Source organism: Exiguobacterium sp. Leaf196 (assembly GCF_001423965.1).
Classification (GTDB): Bacteria; Bacillota; Bacilli; order Exiguobacteriales; family Exiguobacteriaceae; genus Exiguobacterium_A.
The window spans coordinates 43756-59210 of record NZ_LMPV01000006.1 but is presented as its reverse complement, the minus strand read 5'-3'; the positions used below and the strand labels follow the sequence as shown (position 1 = coordinate 59210).

At 40.4% G+C, this 15455-nt stretch carries 17 protein-coding genes and 1 tRNA gene; 10 read left to right on the top strand and 8 right to left on the bottom strand.

Annotated features, from left to right (window positions below):
• Window positions 1-21 precede the first annotated feature (21 nt).
• The 3 genes from ASG02_RS06510 to ASG02_RS06500 all read right to left on the bottom strand — a co-directional run bounded on the left by ASG02_RS06510 (window position 22) and on the right by ASG02_RS06500 (window position 1759).
• Window positions 22-393: a PilZ domain-containing protein gene (locus ASG02_RS06510; protein ID WP_035407335.1), complete on the bottom strand. Its 372-nt coding sequence runs from the start codon at window positions 391-393 to the stop codon at window positions 22-24.
• A gap of 57 nt (window positions 394-450) precedes the next feature.
• Window positions 451-1149 carry a queuosine precursor transporter gene (locus ASG02_RS06505; protein ID WP_035407338.1) on the bottom strand — a complete coding sequence of 233 codons (699 nt, stop codon included), beginning with the start codon at window positions 1147-1149 and terminating at the stop codon, window positions 451-453.
• Window positions 1150-1276: 127 nt separating this feature from the next.
• Complete coding sequence (locus ASG02_RS06500; protein WP_035407341.1) at window positions 1277-1759, bottom strand: GNAT family N-acetyltransferase; 483 nt, start codon at window positions 1757-1759, stop codon at window positions 1277-1279.
• 202 nt (window positions 1760-1961) lie between these two features.
• Between ASG02_RS06500 and ASG02_RS06495 the strand changes: the two genes are divergently transcribed.
• Together ASG02_RS06495 and ASG02_RS06490 are read left to right on the top strand one after the other, a co-directional pair.
• Window positions 1962-2276 (top strand): hypothetical protein, encoded by a 315-nt coding sequence (locus ASG02_RS06495; RefSeq protein ID WP_023468579.1) that lies wholly within the window; start codon window positions 1962-1964, stop codon window positions 2274-2276.
• A 40-nt stretch (window positions 2277-2316) separates the two neighbouring features.
• Window positions 2317-3108, top strand: a complete 792-nt coding sequence (locus tag ASG02_RS06490; protein WP_052018997.1) for a class I SAM-dependent methyltransferase — start codon at window positions 2317-2319, stop codon at window positions 3106-3108.
• Between the two features lie 53 nt (window positions 3109-3161).
• Here the strand turns inward: ASG02_RS06490 and putP are convergent, their stop codons facing one another.
• Both putP and ASG02_RS06480 read right to left on the bottom strand, forming a co-directional pair.
• Entirely contained in the window at window positions 3162-4634 is a 1473-nt protein-coding gene (putP, locus tag ASG02_RS06485; protein ID WP_056062107.1) for a sodium/proline symporter PutP, read from the bottom strand.
• Between the two features lie 260 nt (window positions 4635-4894).
• Window positions 4895-6070: a MalY/PatB family protein gene (locus ASG02_RS06480; RefSeq protein WP_056062104.1), complete on the bottom strand. Its 1176-nt coding sequence runs from the start codon at window positions 6068-6070 to the stop codon at window positions 4895-4897.
• Between the two features lie 156 nt (window positions 6071-6226).
• On the opposite strand from ASG02_RS06480, the gene ASG02_RS06475 reads away from it, so the two are divergent.
• The 7 genes from ASG02_RS06475 to ASG02_RS06445 all read left to right on the top strand — a co-directional run bounded on the left by ASG02_RS06475 (window position 6227) and on the right by ASG02_RS06445 (window position 11226).
• On the top strand, window positions 6227-6424 hold the full coding sequence (locus tag ASG02_RS06475; RefSeq protein WP_035407347.1) for a hypothetical protein: 198 nt from the start codon (window positions 6227-6229) through the stop codon (window positions 6422-6424).
• 85 nt (window positions 6425-6509) lie between these two features.
• Window positions 6510-6580, top strand: a tRNA-Thr gene (locus ASG02_RS06470).
• 88 nt (window positions 6581-6668) lie between these two features.
• On the top strand, window positions 6669-7556 hold the full coding sequence (locus tag ASG02_RS06465) for a helix-turn-helix domain-containing protein (protein WP_056062102.1): 888 nt from the start codon (window positions 6669-6671) through the stop codon (window positions 7554-7556).
• Between the two features lie 7 nt (window positions 7557-7563).
• Window positions 7564-8454 carry a helix-turn-helix domain-containing protein gene (locus ASG02_RS06460; protein WP_056062100.1) on the top strand — a complete coding sequence of 297 codons (891 nt, stop codon included), beginning with the start codon at window positions 7564-7566 and terminating at the stop codon, window positions 8452-8454.
• Window positions 8455-8537: 83 nt separating this feature from the next.
• Window positions 8538-9419, top strand: coding sequence for a helix-turn-helix domain-containing protein (locus ASG02_RS06455; protein ID WP_056062097.1), 882 nt, complete (start codon window positions 8538-8540; stop codon window positions 9417-9419).
• Window positions 9420-9455: 36 nt separating this feature from the next.
• Window positions 9456-10322, top strand: a complete 867-nt coding sequence (locus ASG02_RS06450; RefSeq protein WP_056062094.1) for a helix-turn-helix domain-containing protein — start codon at window positions 9456-9458, stop codon at window positions 10320-10322.
• Window positions 10323-10350: 28 nt separating this feature from the next.
• Window positions 10351-11226: a helix-turn-helix domain-containing protein gene (locus ASG02_RS06445; RefSeq protein WP_056062091.1), complete on the top strand. Its 876-nt coding sequence runs from the start codon at window positions 10351-10353 to the stop codon at window positions 11224-11226.
• On the opposite strand, the gene ASG02_RS06440 is transcribed toward ASG02_RS06445, so the two are convergent.
• Window positions 11223-11852, bottom strand: coding sequence for an FMN-dependent NADH-azoreductase (locus ASG02_RS06440; protein WP_056062089.1), 630 nt, complete (start codon window positions 11850-11852; stop codon window positions 11223-11225). The genes ASG02_RS06445 and ASG02_RS06440 overlap by 4 nt on opposite strands.
• A 145-nt stretch (window positions 11853-11997) precedes the next feature.
• Between ASG02_RS06440 and ASG02_RS06435 the strand changes: the two genes are divergently transcribed.
• Window positions 11998-13839 (top strand): putative bifunctional diguanylate cyclase/phosphodiesterase, encoded by a 1842-nt coding sequence (locus ASG02_RS06435; RefSeq protein ID WP_369814202.1) that lies wholly within the window; start codon window positions 11998-12000, stop codon window positions 13837-13839.
• A gap of 83 nt (window positions 13840-13922) precedes the next feature.
• On the opposite strand, the gene ASG02_RS06430 is transcribed toward ASG02_RS06435, so the two are convergent.
• Window positions 13923-14603: an amino acid ABC transporter permease gene (locus tag ASG02_RS06430; RefSeq protein WP_035407367.1), complete on the bottom strand. Its 681-nt coding sequence runs from the start codon at window positions 14601-14603 to the stop codon at window positions 13923-13925.
• The gene (locus ASG02_RS06425) at window positions 14603-15445 is read right to left on the bottom strand and encodes a transporter substrate-binding domain-containing protein (RefSeq protein WP_156358994.1); all 843 of its coding nucleotides are present in this window, start codon (window positions 15443-15445) and stop codon (window positions 14603-14605) included. The genes ASG02_RS06430 and ASG02_RS06425 overlap by 1 nt, the downstream gene beginning before the upstream one ends.
• Between the last annotated feature and the right edge of the window lie 10 nt (window positions 15446-15455).

The following is a 15455-nucleotide window of genomic DNA, read 5'->3' as shown; positions in this document are numbered from 1 at the left end:
CAAATGTAGGGCGATGCCATTTTAGTCTTTATGAAGTGACCGTTCTAATTGCACGATCTGTTTCACTTGTGAAATAATTTTTTCGCGATCAGTTATTGTCGAATTAAGATGGATACCGTACAACCGCTCAGGACCAGAAGGCTTCTCATGCAATAAAAATCCATCGATGCAGAGCGGCTCGTGCCCTTCGATTAACGAGAACTCAACAACGATTTTCATTGATTTTTGAAGAGGCAGTTTTAATGCAGTAGTGATTGCGATTCCATTTGGTGAGATGTTATGAATCTTCATCAAGCCTTTTGGTGTCCGTTGCTCATTTTTCAGCAAATAAAACTCGCCCGTTACGGGTGTTTTCAATGTATAGCGAAACGGTTCATTACGTTTAATCTTCATCTAGGCACCTCCATTCCCATTATCCGACAATTCGCAAAACTCTTCTAGTCTTTTTTATCAGGCTGCAGCATCTGTTGATCGTTTCGTCGGATGGATGCGCTTTGCTAAATACATGAATGGTGTCGCGAACCAGGCGACGACGAATTTTGCGAGATATGTCGTAATGAAGATTTGCCACCAAATAGAGAATGGCATATCGTGAAAGGCGATCGCACAAAATGTCAACGTATCGAGCAATTGGCTTAATACAGTTGATCCCGTCGTCCGTAACCAAAGTTTTCGTTCACCTGTCTTTTGACGAATCTTCGAATAAATGAAGACATCAAACAATTGCGACACGAGATAAGCGGCAAGACTACCGACAGCAATCCATGGCAGGAGTCCGAATAGTAGATGTAAAGAATCAGATGTTTCGAGTGCTGCTTTATCGGCGAGTGGGGTATACAAGAGACTGAATTGCATGAGGACGGTCGTCGTGATCAAGGAAAAGAACCCCATATAGACACCTTTTCGAGCGACCTGTTTGCCATATTTCTCATTGAGAATATCCGTCGCTAAATAACAACTGCCATAAACGACATTTCCTAACGTGAAGACGAAACCAAAAATATCGACGGTTTGTGTGACTTGAATGTTTGCAATGATTGTTGCGATGGCAATCCACATCAACAATCCGGTCTTTCCAAATAGATAATAACTGAAAATCAATAATCCCATCGTTAATAAAATGGAAGGGATCCATAACCATTCGTTCATGAGGTAGACTCCTTTCTGTTCATACAGATGAAAATTGTACGCTGAAATCGATCGCCTGTCAAAGGTGAGTTACACATGTGACCAATATAAAAAAAGACCATGAATCTCATGGTCTTTCAGATAGTGTTCAACCGAGTCGTTGTAAAGAATATCGACGTCGTCTCCCTTTGACGTAATAGTTCTCAATCGACGTAAAGTCATTTGCTTCTAAAATACGTTTCGCGTAAAAAGCGTGTGGTGATTGATCGAGAACACGCGCGCGTACTTCATGACGATCTAGTACTCCCGAATGCTTTAATGCTTCGGCAACTGCTTGAGTAGCTATACCACGTCGTGTATAAGGATCAAACACCATAAAGTCGAGTTGAAAATAGTGACCCATTTTCAAAAGTAGAACCCGCCCGACGATCGTATCTGCTTCAACGATATCAAAGTAGTAATCTTCAGGATAACTGTGCTCGACGGAATCAAAAGCTCGCTCTTCTCCAAGCTCATGGTCATACCCTTTGATTTCTTGCGGAGACAGCCCATATGCTTGCTCGCCATACTTCAAGAAATGGTCGTACTCAGCTTGATCGACATGACGTAATGCTCGACGTCTTAATTCCATCACAAAATCCTCCCTCATCCCAATTGATGCTTCGTTTACATTATAGCGATACCCTCCTTGCAATTGCAAAAATTAACTGGAACCGATCCGCAGGAAGAAATTTAAAAAAATCATTTTGTAATCATCTTGTGATTGTTTTAATTACCTCGAAATATGGTAAAGTAATGATGTAGACAACTGCATACTGGAAGGGGCTGGAAACGTGTTCACAGAACGTGACGGAATCAAATTGCGTTTAGAGCAAATCGAACGATTGTATTCGGACTTGAATCGTGAAGCGAAACAATTGACGGAACGCTTACGCCAATTAGATGAACAAGGGGATGAAGTACAACATGATCTTTCTCTTAACAAAGAAGATCGTGATCATTTGAAGTCAAGCATCGATGAGACACTTCAAGCTCTCATGAAACGGACTACGGTCGATGCAAAAGTCGAACAGGAAAAGCAAGAAGACCTGATTTCGAAAAAAGCATTGATCGAAGATATTGAAGGATTATTGAAGAAAAAGAAATGAGCTAGCTGCGGCTGGCTTATTTTTTATGGGGGAAATAAGTATGAAACCAACCATTGGACTGACGACGTGTCTTCGTCCGACTGACGTCGTGCATCATCGTGTGAAGCAGTTATTAGCGGATGAGACGATACACTTCGTCTATATCGCACGGCAAAAAAAAAGCATAGAACACCTACAACAGGAGACGAGATTGCCGGTATTAGTCGTCGATAAGAAACGACTAGATTTATACCCACTAGGCGAAACGACATCGTTCTTTTTCCATCCTTCAAGTGCGGTCTTTCGCATCAAACAAATTGATGCAGGTGGAAGAGATCCTCTCGTTGCGATGGGACGCCTATCAGAAGGGATGCATGTGTTAGATTGTACACTCGGTTTAGGTGCAGATGCGATTGTCATGAGTCATGCCATTGGAGAGCAGGGGCGGATCATCGGTCTAGAAAGCAAGACTGAGACAGCCTTTGTCGTCAAGGACGGATTAAAACGCTGGGAAGAATCTTACGAACCAATCAATCAGGCGATGCGACGAATCGAAGTAAAAGTCAGACACCATCTCGCATTTTTGAAAGAATGTCCGGATAATTGCTTTGATGTCATCTACTTTGACCCCATGTTTGAACAGACTGTTGAAGAATCGACACATCTCGACGCTTTACGAAAACTTGCGAATTATGAAGCCTTATCTGTTGAAGCGATGATTGAGGCGAAGCGTGTGGCACGTCAGCGCATCGTATTAAAAGCACATTATGAGAGCCCGCTGTTTGAGCGCTTTGGATTTGAACGATCCAAGCGTAAGACGTCGAAGTTGCATTATGGCGTGATTGAACTGTAAGTCAAAAAAGACCTCTGCCGATTTTGCGGCAGAGGTCTCACTGTTGATAGTGATTATTGAATAGCGTCTTTTAATTCGTCTTCCATCTCTTCGAACGTTTCCTGAACGGCACTGACCGGTTGTTTCGTCATCAAGCTGACGACGACCGTAAAGATCAAGCTGGTGAAGAATCCAGGTACCATTTCGTAAAGCGTCGTGCTAAGCCCGAGTTGCACCCAAATGATGACAGTCAAGGCACCTGAGATGATACCTGCTAATGCGCCTTGTTTCGTCATCCGTTTCCAATAGAGGGAAAGCAAGATGATCGGACCAAAGGCAGAACCGAATCCAGCCCAAGCGTAACCGACAAGTGCAAGAATTGTCGCTGACGGATTCCAAGCGAGGATACTCGCAACGATAGCTACGACAAGAACAGCAATTCGACCTGTAAAGACGAGTTGTTTATCTGTTGCATTCTTTTTCAAGAACGTCTTGTAAAAGTCTTCTGTCAACGCACTTGATGTGACAAGTAATTGTGAGGAAATCGTCGACATGATTGCCGCGAGAATCGCAGCCATCAAGAACCCTGTGATATACGGGTGGAATAGTACATCCGAGAAACGGATAAAGACTGTTTCCGGATCACCTAGTCCATTCCCTTGTCCTTCGAAATAGGCAATTCCAACTAGACCTGTCATCATGGCACCAATGATAGAGATGAACATCCATCCAATACCGATGCGACGAGCACTTTTTAAGTCCTTGACAGAGCGAATCGCCATAAAACGAACAATAATATGTGGTTGACCAAAGTAACCAAGTCCCCAAGCAAGGAATCCGATGATTCCAAGAACTGTTGTCCCTTTAAATGGATCAAACAACGAAGGGTCTAATTTTTCAGCATAGTTGAATGCACCATCGACTCCGCCGACGTCGGTCAATGCAACGACAGGAACGAGCACGAGTGCAATGAACATGATACAGCCCTGGACGAAGTCGGTCCAACTAACTGCGAGAAAACCGCCGAATAAGGTGTAGGCGATTACGACCGCAATCGTCAAGAGCATACCATAGTGGTAATCAAATCCGAATGAGCTGACAAATAATTTTCCACCTGAAACGATTCCAGCTGATGTGTAGAACGTGAAGAAGATGATGATGACGAGTGCTGACACAGTACGAAGCACGCGTGATTTGTCTTCAAAACGATTCTCTAAGAAATCAGGAATTGTAATCGAGTCATTTGCCATTTCCGTATAGAGTCGGAAACGTGGAGCGAGTACTAAATAGTTTACGTAACATCCAATCAATAATCCGAGTGCGAGCCAGAGTGCTGAAACACCTGTCGCGTACATGGCGCCGGGAAGTCCCATGAGCATCCATCCACTCATATCCGATGCACCAGCAGAAAGTGCTGTAACACCAGGACCGAGATCGCGTCCGCCTAACATGTAATCCTCTGTGTTCGTCGTTCGTTTGTAGGCAAAATAACCGATTGCCAACATGAGAACAAGATACAGAATGATTGAAATCCATTCTTGCGTCATAAAGTTAAATCCTCCAAATACAATAGTTTTTTTACGATCAAGCATACATTGACCTGTTCGCCAAATGATATGTTCCCCACCTTACAGAGGATAAAACGACTTTGCAAGCCACTTCATTTTCAGGAAAAGTGCCACCATGCCTAGTGCCTCAAGAGATTGAAACGGTTTTAGTCCCTATTAAAGTTCTTCTAATCAAAATATTCCGAATAATTCACTGCATTAAAAAATGACCTTAATGATTTAAGGTCATTCGAGTCAAATTAATTGCTCCAAAATCGTTCGTACGCAGCGCTTAAGCGGTCTAGAGCTTGATCGAGCTGTGCGCGAGGGCAACCGATATTTAAGCGTTCAAACGTTTCTCCATGGGAACCGAATGAAGAACCGTGTGTCAAAGCGAGTTTTGCTTCCTTAACGAGCCAATCGGCGCGCGTTTTGCTATCGAGATTAAGTGCTTTGAAATCAATCCACAACAAGAATGTAGATTCTGGAATGATGACATTTAATTTCGGCATTTCTTGACGAATACGACGGACGGCATGGTCACGATTGTCTTCCAAATAAACAAGGAGTTGCGCTAACCATTGCTCACTCGCATGATCTCCGTACGCCGCCGAAATAGCAGTTGAAGCCAATGCGTTTGGATGAACAAAATGACGTTGCTGGACACCCTCGATCCGTTGACGAATCGAAGTGTCTGGTACGACCAAATAAGACGCGTAAAGTCCAGGAATATTGAATGTTTTGGATGGTGCGCTGACCAAAATGATTTTTTCATAATCTAAGGCAAGAATTGGTGTGTGCACAGAACCCTTATAGACGAGATCCGCATGAATTTCATCGGATACAAGGTAGACATCGTGTTGTTTCGCGAGTGCTACGATGCGCTGTAATTCCTCTTTAGGAAAGACTTTTCCGCTTGGATTATGAGGACTACACAGAATCATCATTTGCGCAGTCTGCATTTGTTGTTCGAGAAGCGAGAAATCCGTCCGGTACGTCTCTTCTTCTAAAAGAAGTGGATTCTCAACGATCTGCCGTTGGTTAGACTGGATGATCTGATGAAATGGTGGATAGACAGGTGTCTGGATGATGATTGAATCACCAGGTTCAGTTAGCGCTAGGACTGTATGGGCAAGTCCTGGAACAACACCGTTCGAATAAAGAATGGAATCGGTAGTGATCGTTACGTCATATCGCTTCAGAAACCAATGCTGAATCGCTTGTTTTGCTTCCTCTTCAAACATCGAGTAACCGAAATGACCTGTAGTAGCACGTCTTGTCAACCGTTCTGTGAGATGATGCGGTGGACGGACATCCATGTCGGCGACCCACATCGGAATCAGCTCATCGGATCCATAAAGTGAATGAAGTCCGTCCCATTTGACGGATCCTGTATTTCGTTTCTCAATCGTTTCATCGAAATTAATCTGTTCCATCAGACTTCACTTCCTATTCTTTTTAAGTTAAACTACTCCATTTCACCATAGCGGATAAAGAGAGGAAGGAGCAAGTCGGAAAATAAAAGGTTTAACATTTATTCGATCAGGCAATTATTTAACTCGAACCTACCATAACAGAACGGAGTGATGATCATGTTACATTCTAAAGTAGTTGTCGGGCGAACGCCTGAAGAATTAGAAGAACGATTGAACGAATTTTTTGAGAACAATGGTGTTGGGTCAAACGCCATCATTACGTTGAAGTTTTCAACATTCGTCGCGTCTAAAGCGGATGAACATTATTCGGTTTTAGTCGTCTATGATAATTCATTAACAAAAACGACACTGTAAAAAAGTAACAAGGAGTTGCGTGGAAATCACGTCGACTTCTTGTCTTGTCTTTTTTTATAAGTTATACTAGAAACAGATTTTACAAGCTTCCGTAGGTTAATGGCAGACCTCAGCAATGGTAATGCTGCAGTGCGAGTTCGATTCTCGCCGGAAGCATACACGCGTCTTTCGTCTCAAGTGATATATACTTGAAACGAAAGACTTTTTTTATGATGGATTCATCTTTGATTGAGGAGTGAACTTCATGCATCCAGTCATTCATTCTGTTGGCGATAAGATCAAGCAAGAACGAAAAAAACAAGGAATGACACAAAAAGCACTTTGTGAAGGAATTTGTAGTCAGGCTGAGATCAGCAAAATCGAAAATGGTCGAAATTCTCCGACGATTGATTTACTACAGCAAATTTGTCGAAGACTGCGCATTCCGATTTCATTGTTTTTTGAAGATGAAATCGTGTCACATAAGTTAAACGAAATTGATCAACGAATGATTCGTCATTTACGCGAAAAAACATATTCAGATATGGCAAAGGACTTAATATTATATGAAAAATCAAAAAACGCTGTCGAAACTCAAATTTTAATTCGTTATCATCAAGAATTACTTGAATATGAAAGAGGAAATGTTGATTTTCGGACCTGTATTGCGTCCTTGTTGCAAGTTGTCAGTGAGGAACGGGTGGAAGAAAAATCATTTTTACTTTATACACGAATTCAGATGGTGATAGCGGTACTTTATACGAACCATGAAGAATATAATCGTGCTCATCAAATCTACAAGGCATTATTAAAGTTACCTTATCAAACGAGAGAATACAAAAAAATTCGAATGAAGATCATGTATAATTTCATTCGTAACTTAGTAGAGTTTGAACGATTCGAAGAAGGGTTGCAGAAAGTTGAGCAGGTAATAAAAGAAACGAAACAATTGCAAGATTTAACGTATCTTGGACAGTTTTATTTTCAAAAAGGCATTTTGTTAGAGGCATTAAAAGCATCGGAACGAGATACAACGGAAGCCTATACGACCGCCTATTCCTTTTTTGTTGCGACTCAGAATCACTCTTATTTAAAAATCCTTGAAACGTATTTTTCCGAACATCTCTTATTTCCGCTTAATGAAAGTGAGTGAGTAAACGATGGAGATCACTGCATTAACTTCATCGATTGGTACAAAAATCAAACAACTGCGAATTGAGAAGCAGATGACACAAAATGAACTATGTGAAGATATTTGTAGCCAAGCTGAAATCAGTAAAATCGAAAACGGCTTAAATTCACCGACTGTCGATTTGTTGCAACAAATTGCCAAAAGGTTAAAGGTGCCCATTTCTTTATTATTTCAAGAACATACGGATGAAGAACAATTTTTTCAAATTGATCAATTCTTATCCGATTTGCTTCGAGAAGAGAAGTACGAAGAAGCAATGGAGCGAATTAATCAACAAGAAAAAAATATGATCACTGAAGTCGATATTTTAAAAAATTACATTAAAACGATCATTGATCTAAAACAAAATCGGATTGACTTTCGAACAGCTGCGAGCCTACTCAGTAACTTGTTGAATGAAAAAGAAGTGTGGTCGCACTCCATCCAATTGTTCATTCGAATCAAAATGGCAATTGCGAATATGTATTCAGAACAGGATCTATTTCATTTAACAGAATCCGTATACCAGGAATTAGAAAAAGAAATTGAAGCGCTCCAGTCGACTGCTCATCTGAATGCGCTACTGAAAATTTATTTTAATCATTGTCAGATTCTTGAATACCAAGAAAAGTCTGAGGATAGTATCGTCATCGCTAAGAAAGGATACGAACTATGTTTGCTGCATAACCATACATTTTTATTTGGACATTTTTATTATCAACTCGCGCACTACCACGAACAATCGGGTGAAGATGAAATGTCACTTCAAAAACAGTATTCCATCGCATATGTGTTGTTCCATGCGTTTGAGCATGATGTTCGAAAACAGATGATTCTTCGCATGAAGGAAAAGTATATGTTATTTACTTTTGAGAAGTGATAAATAGGATGCGTAACCTTCTTGCCAAACAAGAAGGTTTTTTTATTAAAAGTGCAATCAAATGAGTAGTGAGAGGTGATAAGATGAAAAACGTACATCCAATTGGGGAGACACTGAAATTTTATCGACGTTTGAACAACGTATCACAAAAAGACATTAGTACAGGGATCTGTAGTCAGGCTGAAATTAGTAAAATTGAAAACGGTAAGGTGATGCCGACCGTTGAATTATTACAGCAACTTGCTATAAAACTTTGTGTTCCTATGTCCGAACTCGTTAAAGATGGTGCTGAACATCGTTTGGAACAAGCTCGTATTCTTGACCAAGCACTTCGTAAGTTAGTACGAGAAAATAAATTTGATAAATGCCTTCGTGTAATGAAACAAGTCTCATCCAGTCGATCTTCTGACGAAGTAAGGCGAATAATGAGATACTATGAAATCGTGATCGCCTATCGGCAACAGCACGTTGATTATCGAACGACCTCAGTCTTATTTGCACGATTGATCGATCAAGAAGGTTTACAGGTGCAGGATCCGATTCTTTACTTTCGAGTCAAGATGGCACTATCCATTTTATATGCGGAGTGCGAACAGTATCAACAAGCAGAAAAAATATATACTGACGTATTACAGTTCACGACAGAAATTAGCGGTTTAAAAGAAGAACGACTTAAGATTCTTTATAATTATGCGAAATTATTATATAAAGTTAATCAGCCAGAAAAGGGACTTCGTATCATCGAGGAAGGGATACTGCTCAGTCGAAAATTGAAACAGACATCCTATTTAGCACACTTCTATTATCAACGTGGTGAATTTCATGAGCGAATAGGTGTAGATATCTTGCAGACGAAACATGATTATACGATGGCCTACGAATTATTCTCTGCCTTTCAGATGAAACAATATGCTGACATCGTTCTAGAGGTGAAACGTTCTTTTTTGCAGTCTATGCCTGAATGAGGTCATTGCTTAACAAACGAGAAAAGAGGAGAAACGTTGCGTATTGAATCATTTGGTAAACAGATCAAACAACTAAGGATCGAGAGGAAGTTGACACAAAAAGAATTAGCGAAGGATGTATGCAGTCAAGCTGAATTAAGTAAGATTGAAAATGGGAAAACTATACCAACAATTGATCTTGTTCAGCGTTTGTCTCAAAAGTTACATATTTCAATGGATCAGATCTTCATCGATTCAAATGAAGTAAAACTATTTCAGCGCTATGAGGTACAACTAGCGGACTTTTCTAGACAACGTCGTTATGATGAAATGCTTGATTTCATGAGATGTTTACCAATTAGTCTTCCTCCTTCCGTTCAGTTATTGATTCGTTATTTTGAATGGGTCGCTCGCGAAGGGAAAAAAGATATCGATTATCGAACATGTATCTCACAGTTGCTTCGGTTATCGGATGAACAACAAATGGAAACAGAGTACCCTGTTCTTTATTTACGTATCCGGATGTCTGTTGCAAACTATTATTATTTAAACAGTCAGTATCCGTACGCGAGAAAAATTTATCAAGAATTACTAACCTATGATTACTCGACGGATACGCTGAAAAAGTTACAATGTAAAATTTTATATAATCATGCGCAACAGCTCTATTTTCAAAATGATTTTGTAACAGGGTTAGAGATTACTGAAAAAGGAATCGCCTTATCCGTTGAGCGAAAAGATACAGCGATGTTAGGACACTTCTTTTATCAAAAGGGATGTTTCTATGAAGAATTGAGTTACGCAGAACGTGATATTCGTGACGCGTTTACCTACGCCTATTCTCTTTTTACTGCTTTTGGTAATGAAAATCATGCCGCGCTAGTATTAAAAGGAAAAAACCAGTTTCTCTACTTTCAAATGTAATCATGGAAGTAAAAGAAAGGAGTATAATTTGAATCATTTACCCGTCTCCATTGGCTATGAAATCAAGCGACTTCGAAAAGAAAAAAAGATCACACAAGCAGATTTATGTGAAGGCATCTGTAGCCAAGCTGAAATTAGTAAAGTTGAAAACGGTAAAAATTCACCTACCATTGATTTACTCCAACAAGTGGCAAAACGGCTGAAAGTACCATTATCGATGTTGTTTCAAGATCATTTACGAAGTGATGTCTTTCAATCATATGATGAACAATTAGCGGACTTGTTACGTACTAATCAATATGTAGATGCTCTGAAATTGAGCGAACACGTACTGTCTACAACTGAATATGAACAGGTACGTAATTTAGCAAGATATTATCAAGTCATCGTGCAGGAAAGAAGTGGTCAAATTCATTACTTAAAAGCTGTTCAATCGCTCGAACGGTTACTAAATAAAGAACAACTCTGGTTTGAATCAGCTACCTTGTATCTACGGATTCAGATGGGGATGGCGAATCTGTATGTCGAACACGGTGACTTTGAATTAGCGGATGATCTTTTTCAGAATTTGATTCAAGCAAAATACGAAACGATCGAATTAAAAAAAGTTCGAATCAAGATTTTATATAATTATGGACAACAACTTTCACTGCAAAAAAAATACCTTGTTGGTCTAAAAATCACCGAACAAGGTATTCAGGAGAGTCTTCAGTTGGAAGACGGTCATTTCTTAGGTCATTTTTACTTTCAAAGGGGGTACTTTAAGCAGCAATTAAATGGTGATCTCTCAGATATCCAGCGTGATTTTACGATGGCCTATTCTTTATTTTGTGCATTTGATATGCCGATTCATGAAAAACGTCTTCTGGAAGAATATGCAGAGTATGTTCTATTCCCAATTTAAAACGAACGACCGAATTGTCGGCACTCTTGAAGCGCTTGTTCGATCAATTCAGATGCACGATCGGGGTATTGCTGATGTCCTTCTAAGATGACAGTTGATACATCATTGATCCCAAAGAATGCTAACAAGTCTAACATATAGCGAACCGCGTGTTCACTTGGGGCTTTCTCTTTTGTCGAGTAATCACCACCGCGTGAATGAATCAACAGCACTTGTTTGTCTTCAACAAGTCCGATCGAACCTTCGGCTGTATAACGAAACGTTTGACCAGCCTGGGCGAGATAATCCATGTAATTGTGAAGCGGTGCCGGAACCGTTAAGTTCCACATCGGAAATGAAAAGACAACTTTATCGGCATCTAAGAATCCGTTTAGATATTCTTGAAGCCGTTGTGCATGAGTCGCATCATCTCCAGTTAATTCTTCCCCTTTAAATAGCCGCCCTGCCGCGTTCGCAAGTTTTAGATCAAAGAAGGGAAGACGTTCCTCGAATAAATTCAAAACCGTAATTTTGTCCTCAGGATGATTTTCACGATAAGCATTCAGAAAGGCATCGTTTAATTCAGAACTAATGCCTTTTTTTTGATGTGTGCTATCGTTTGCTTCGATGAATAGTAAATGAGACATAGTGATCGCTCCTTTCTATACCTATCTATTCCCATTTTGCTTAAAATCATGACTTCCCATTATTTTATTATTTTTAGAAAATTCAAGTTTTATTTTGGTTCTGATAAGGAAAATAAACGACAGGAACTTGAAAGAGGGGATGGCGGTGAACACACAACGACGTTCTTCCAATAGTCAGCAATATCATCGAGAAATTCGGGCAAATTATCAATTGTTCGGGATGATCATTTTTATTTTGACGAGTTGTGGTGCCGTTTTATATATCGTTGCCAATATATTTAGTAGTTATGGTTTGAAAGGGGAGGATTGGATACGTGCACTTGTCATTGCGAGTGCTGGGAGTGTTCAATACTTCATCGGTAAAAGTACATTGTCAGACCGACTAAAGCCACATATGATGTCTAGCGTTTTTTTATTGATTCCATATATTTATCATCCATTCATCGGTAGGGGAGTCCAGACAGTTTGGGCATGTGCCCTTCTATTCATATTAGCTTCCTTAGTCGTCATCAACCGAACGATGCTACTGTACGCAACAAGCATCACGACGGTTTCTCTTCTTTATATTTGGTATCAAACTCCATCACTTGAAAACACTTCGATGTTTGTATCCGATCACATCGCGCGTATTGGACTTATCTTGATTGCGACGATCATTAGTTTACTGATCCATAATCAATATGTTACCCGTCTTGAACGAAATATTGAATACTTAGCCCGTTTACAGGAACAAGCATTTACGGATCCCGTGACAGGTTTACCAAACCGCTCTTCGTTTGTCATTGAAGTAGATAAGAAAAAACAAGATGGCGATATGATTTGTCTCGTGGATTTGGATGATTTCAAAACAGTAAATGATGCATTCGGTTACCGAACTGGTGACCGTTCATTACACATCATTGGTCGACGATTGATGAATCGTTTTTCAGATTGTACGATTGCGAAAGCGAGCGGTAGTGCTTTTTTACTGCATGCGCCTTATCATCATGATGCACGAGTCCTCTGTGACGATATTTTATCAAGTGTATCAGAACGTGTACAAATTGACTTTAAGCAAATCAATGTTACTGCGAGTATTGGTGTTTCCTATATTAATGATGAATCGACGGACCATGTCATCAATGACGCGGAGATTGCATTATTTACAGCCAAAGCAAATCGAAAGAACACGTATGCGATCACAGACTTAGCAACACAAAATGAACGGAAGCGAGCACTCCAGTTAACGCGCGATTTATATGATGCAGAATTGGATCGAGACTTCTTTATTTTATTTCAACCTCAAGTCAATGCGAGAACGCGTCAAATTACAGGTGTAGAGGCTTTAATTCGTTGGAATCATCCGGAATACGGTCTTGTTCCACCAGTTGAGTTCATTCCACTCGCGGAAAGAACACGATTTATTGAGACATTAGGGCGATGGGTCATGCGTCAAGCCTGTCTTCAAGGAAAAGCTTGGTTGGAGGAAGGGAAGGAACCTCTGACGATTTCGGTTAATGTTTCACCGTGGGAATTACGACAAGCTGATTTTACGAATCGAGTGCTCACTATATTAAAGCAAACAGGTTTTCCTCCATCACTACTTGAAATCGAGATGACAGAACATATCTTTATCGAAGGAACCGAGCAAATTATCGAAACATTAAACGCACTCCATTTGTATGGCATTCGAATCGCTCTTGATGATTTTGGAACTGGATTCTCATCCATGCAACCACTCGTGGAACTACCGTTCGATCAATTGAAAATTCCAAAAGAAATCGTTCAAGAAGCGATTCATTCTGAAAGGAAACGAGCAATGATCGAGACGATCATTCAATTAGGAAAACGATTAAATATGACAATCGTAGCAGAAGGAATCGAACTTGAAGAAGAGGCAACATTGCTCGAACAGATGGGGTGTCATACGTTGCAAGGATATCTATTCTATCGACCGCTACAGCCGCAACAATTAGAACATTTTTTAGCCATGTATCGAGAAGGCTAAACAGATATCAAACAATTGAAAATACAAACAGGCGAAGGATCATGTCCATCGCCTGTTTGTATTACCATATACGAGATAATAAATCAGAGATACCGGGCAAAACGACGCTCGAGAATCTCTTGGATGACTGCGATACATGAACATATACCCCAGTAAATGAACGCAACGACAAAATAGACGGTCATATAGTCGAATTCACGCCCACCAACGATTTTTGCCTTTTGAAAAATTTCAGGGACAGTAATCATGGCAGCAAGCGACGAAGCTTTGACAAGATCTAGCAAGACGTTCGAAAGCGGTGGGATGGCAATTCGAATCGCTTGCGGCAAAATGATGCCAACAAACGTCCGATACCTAGATAAACCGAGGGACGCCGCTGCCTCTTCCTGCCCACGATCAATCGAGAGTAAGGAAGAACGAATGATTTCTGCCATGTATGCCGCACTATTTAAACTAAAACCAGTAATCGCAGCAGTCAACGCGTTCAGTTGAATATTGATGACTGGCAGCCCGAAATACAACATGAACAATAGCACAAGGATGGGTACACCACGCATAAATGAGATGTAGGCGCTCGCTCCAATACGCAATACTCGAAAATGAGAGAGACGACAAAGCGCAAGAATTAACCCAATTCCAAGACCAATCGCCATGCTGAGCAAAGAAATCCATAATGTTTGTCCAAGTCCACTTAAAATATATGGAAACGAATCAACCGCCAATTCAGGATTGAAGACGGACCGCCAATCAATCGATGACATCATTAGTTCACATCGACAATCGTCGTTTTGACGTCAGACATTTGGGAAACATTCTTTCCGGCATAAAATTGCTTCGAAATGTCTTTTAATGTACCGTCTTCCTTCATTTTATCGAGTTGTTCGTTAATGTTGGATTGAAGTTCTTTATTGTCTAAATCCATGATTAAACCGACTTGGCTCGGGTTATAGGCGATGTCCGGATGAATCGTGATATCGAAGTCTTTGAAGAAATCGACAGCCAGTGTTTGCAAGTAATAATCATTCAAGATGACGTCTGTGCGACCATTTGAGACATCTCGTAGATATTGATCGTTCGTCGCATTATCGTAAGTGACTTCTTTTGCACCGTATTTTTTAGCAATCTGCATATACGTCGTTGTTGCTTCTCCGGCAGCTTTTTTTCCTTTTAGATCCTCTAGAGACTTGATGCCTGACAAATCACTTTTACGGACGATTGCCGTACCATACGTATATTTATATGGTTTTGAGAAAGCGAATTTTTCTTTACGGTCATCTGTGATCGTAATGTCGTTAGCCGCAAGGTCAACCTGACCTGTATTAACGCTTGTCAACATACCGTCGAAAGACATCTCTTTGAACTTTACTTTCAAATCAAGCCGTTTGGCTACTTCTTTGACGACTTCAACGTCAAACCCCGTCAATTTATTACTTTTTTCATCATGATAGGACGTCGGGTAAAGTGTACCTGCTGTTGCGACGACGATTGTGCCTTCTTTTTGGATTTTATCGTATGCGGTTGCTTTCTCGTCTTGTTGACCGCATGCGCTTAATAGAATCGAGCTTCCTGCAATCAAGAGTCCCGTCCATTGCATTGTTTTTTTCATCGTATTGTTC

Bases quoted from the DNA above. Each gene is read 5' to 3' on its own strand.
- ASG02_RS06465 (WP_056062102.1), top strand. From the start codon at position 6,669: ATGCATCCAGTCATTCATTCTGTTGGCGATAAGATCAAGCAAGAACGA.
- ASG02_RS06480 (WP_056062104.1), bottom strand. From the start codon at position 6,070: ATGGAACAGATTAATTTCGATGAAACGATTGAGAAACGAAATACAGGA.
- ASG02_RS06505 (WP_035407338.1), bottom strand. From the start codon at position 1,149: ATGAACGAATGGTTATGGATCCCTTCCATTTTATTAACGATGGGATTA.
- putP (WP_056062107.1), bottom strand. From the start codon at position 4,634: ATGACGCAAGAATGGATTTCAATCATTCTGTATCTTGTTCTCATGTTG.
- ASG02_RS06440 (WP_056062089.1), bottom strand. From the start codon at position 11,852: ATGTCTCATTTACTATTCATCGAAGCAAACGATAGCACACATCAAAAA.
- ASG02_RS06490 (WP_052018997.1), top strand. From the start codon at position 2,317: ATGAAACCAACCATTGGACTGACGACGTGTCTTCGTCCGACTGACGTC.
- ASG02_RS06510 (WP_035407335.1), bottom strand. From the start codon at position 393: ATGAAGATTAAACGTAATGAACCGTTTCGCTATACATTGAAAACACCC.
- ASG02_RS06430 (WP_035407367.1), bottom strand. From the start codon at position 14,603: ATGATGTCATCGATTGATTGGCGGTCCGTCTTCAATCCTGAATTGGCG.
- ASG02_RS06425 (WP_156358994.1), bottom strand. From the start codon at position 15,445: ATGAAAAAAACAATGCAATGGACGGGACTCTTGATTGCAGGAAGCTCG.
- ASG02_RS06460 (WP_056062100.1), top strand. From the start codon at position 7,564: ATGGAGATCACTGCATTAACTTCATCGATTGGTACAAAAATCAAACAA.
- ASG02_RS06475 (WP_035407347.1), top strand. From the start codon at position 6,227: ATGTTACATTCTAAAGTAGTTGTCGGGCGAACGCCTGAAGAATTAGAA.
- ASG02_RS06455 (WP_056062097.1), top strand. From the start codon at position 8,538: ATGAAAAACGTACATCCAATTGGGGAGACACTGAAATTTTATCGACGT.
- ASG02_RS06500 (WP_035407341.1), bottom strand. From the start codon at position 1,759: ATGGAATTAAGACGTCGAGCATTACGTCATGTCGATCAAGCTGAGTAC.